The sequence below is a fragment of the Shewanella sp. 2_MG-2023 genome, from assembly GCF_030548905.1.
Taxonomy (GTDB): domain Bacteria; phylum Pseudomonadota; class Gammaproteobacteria; order Enterobacterales; family Shewanellaceae; genus Shewanella; species Shewanella electrodiphila.
Window position 1 is genome coordinate 1 of the sequence record NZ_JAUOSO010000049.1, and the last position, 921, is coordinate 921.

General features: G+C 40.5%; 2 protein-coding genes. One reads left to right on the forward strand and one right to left on the reverse strand.

The annotated features are described in order from the left end of the window. Window positions 1-662 (reverse strand): LysR family transcriptional regulator (locus tag Q4600_RS21110; protein WP_303518507.1); only part of this gene is annotated, 662 nt, incomplete at its 3' end. 107 nt (window positions 663-769) lie between these two features. On the opposite strand from Q4600_RS21110, the gene Q4600_RS21115 reads away from it, so the two are divergent. Then, on the forward strand, window positions 770-921 hold a 152-nt coding region (locus Q4600_RS21115; RefSeq protein ID WP_303524435.1), incomplete at its 3' end, for a DoxX family protein.

Below are 921 nucleotides of genomic sequence, written 5' to 3' on the forward strand. Positions count from 1 at the left end.
ATACGTGGCTGTCCATCAAGTAAGCCCGCTGAACGCAATGCGAGATGCCTTGAGCTATCTGCCACAACAATTGATGGATATTGTTTAATAGAGTCGTTGCTTAGAGGTTGCGGTGCTCGTCGAATAGGATGGTCTTTAGCGACTGCAAAGATAAACTCAAGTTGACCGATAGGGATAGTCTTAAAACTGTTGTTGCGCTCACTACCTTCAACACCAATGATAAGATCGCTGCGCTCTGCACTTAAAGCATCCCAAGTGCCACCAAAAACTTCTTCAGTAATTTTGATATCAATCCACGGATGTGCGACTTGAAACTGTTCAATTAACGCATAGATAGGCTTGAAACATAAAATACTATCGAGGGCGATCCGAATCTCTAACTCCCAACCACTCGCTGACTGTTTAGCCATATAGGTTAATTCGTTAGTTGCATCCAATATCAATCGACCTTGTTCAACAATCAATTTTCCAACAGCGGTTAACTCAGCCTTTCTTTTGCTGCGGTCAAAAATAGCAAGATCTAAGTCTTCTTCAAGTTTATTGACCGTATAAGAGATGGCCGAGGGCACCCGAAATAATTCATCTGCTGCCCCAGCAAAGCTTTTCTTACGTTCAATCGCATCCAGTACTTTTAATGCATCTAAAGTGATAGGTGAGTTCATTGTTCAATCCTTTTGAACTGGTTGTTCAATTATGATCGTTATTAATCGTCAGTACCTTTAAATATAATAGCTTCAACATTCAGAAACAATGAACTTAGGAAATAAATATGATTGCATCACAACTTAATAAAATGACGACATCAAGCCAAAACTGGACAGCTTTAGTATTGAGAATCCCAGTCGGATTAATTTTCATGGCGCATGGTGCGCAAAAGCTTTTTGCATGGTTTGGAGGATATGGTTTAGAAGGCACAGGGCA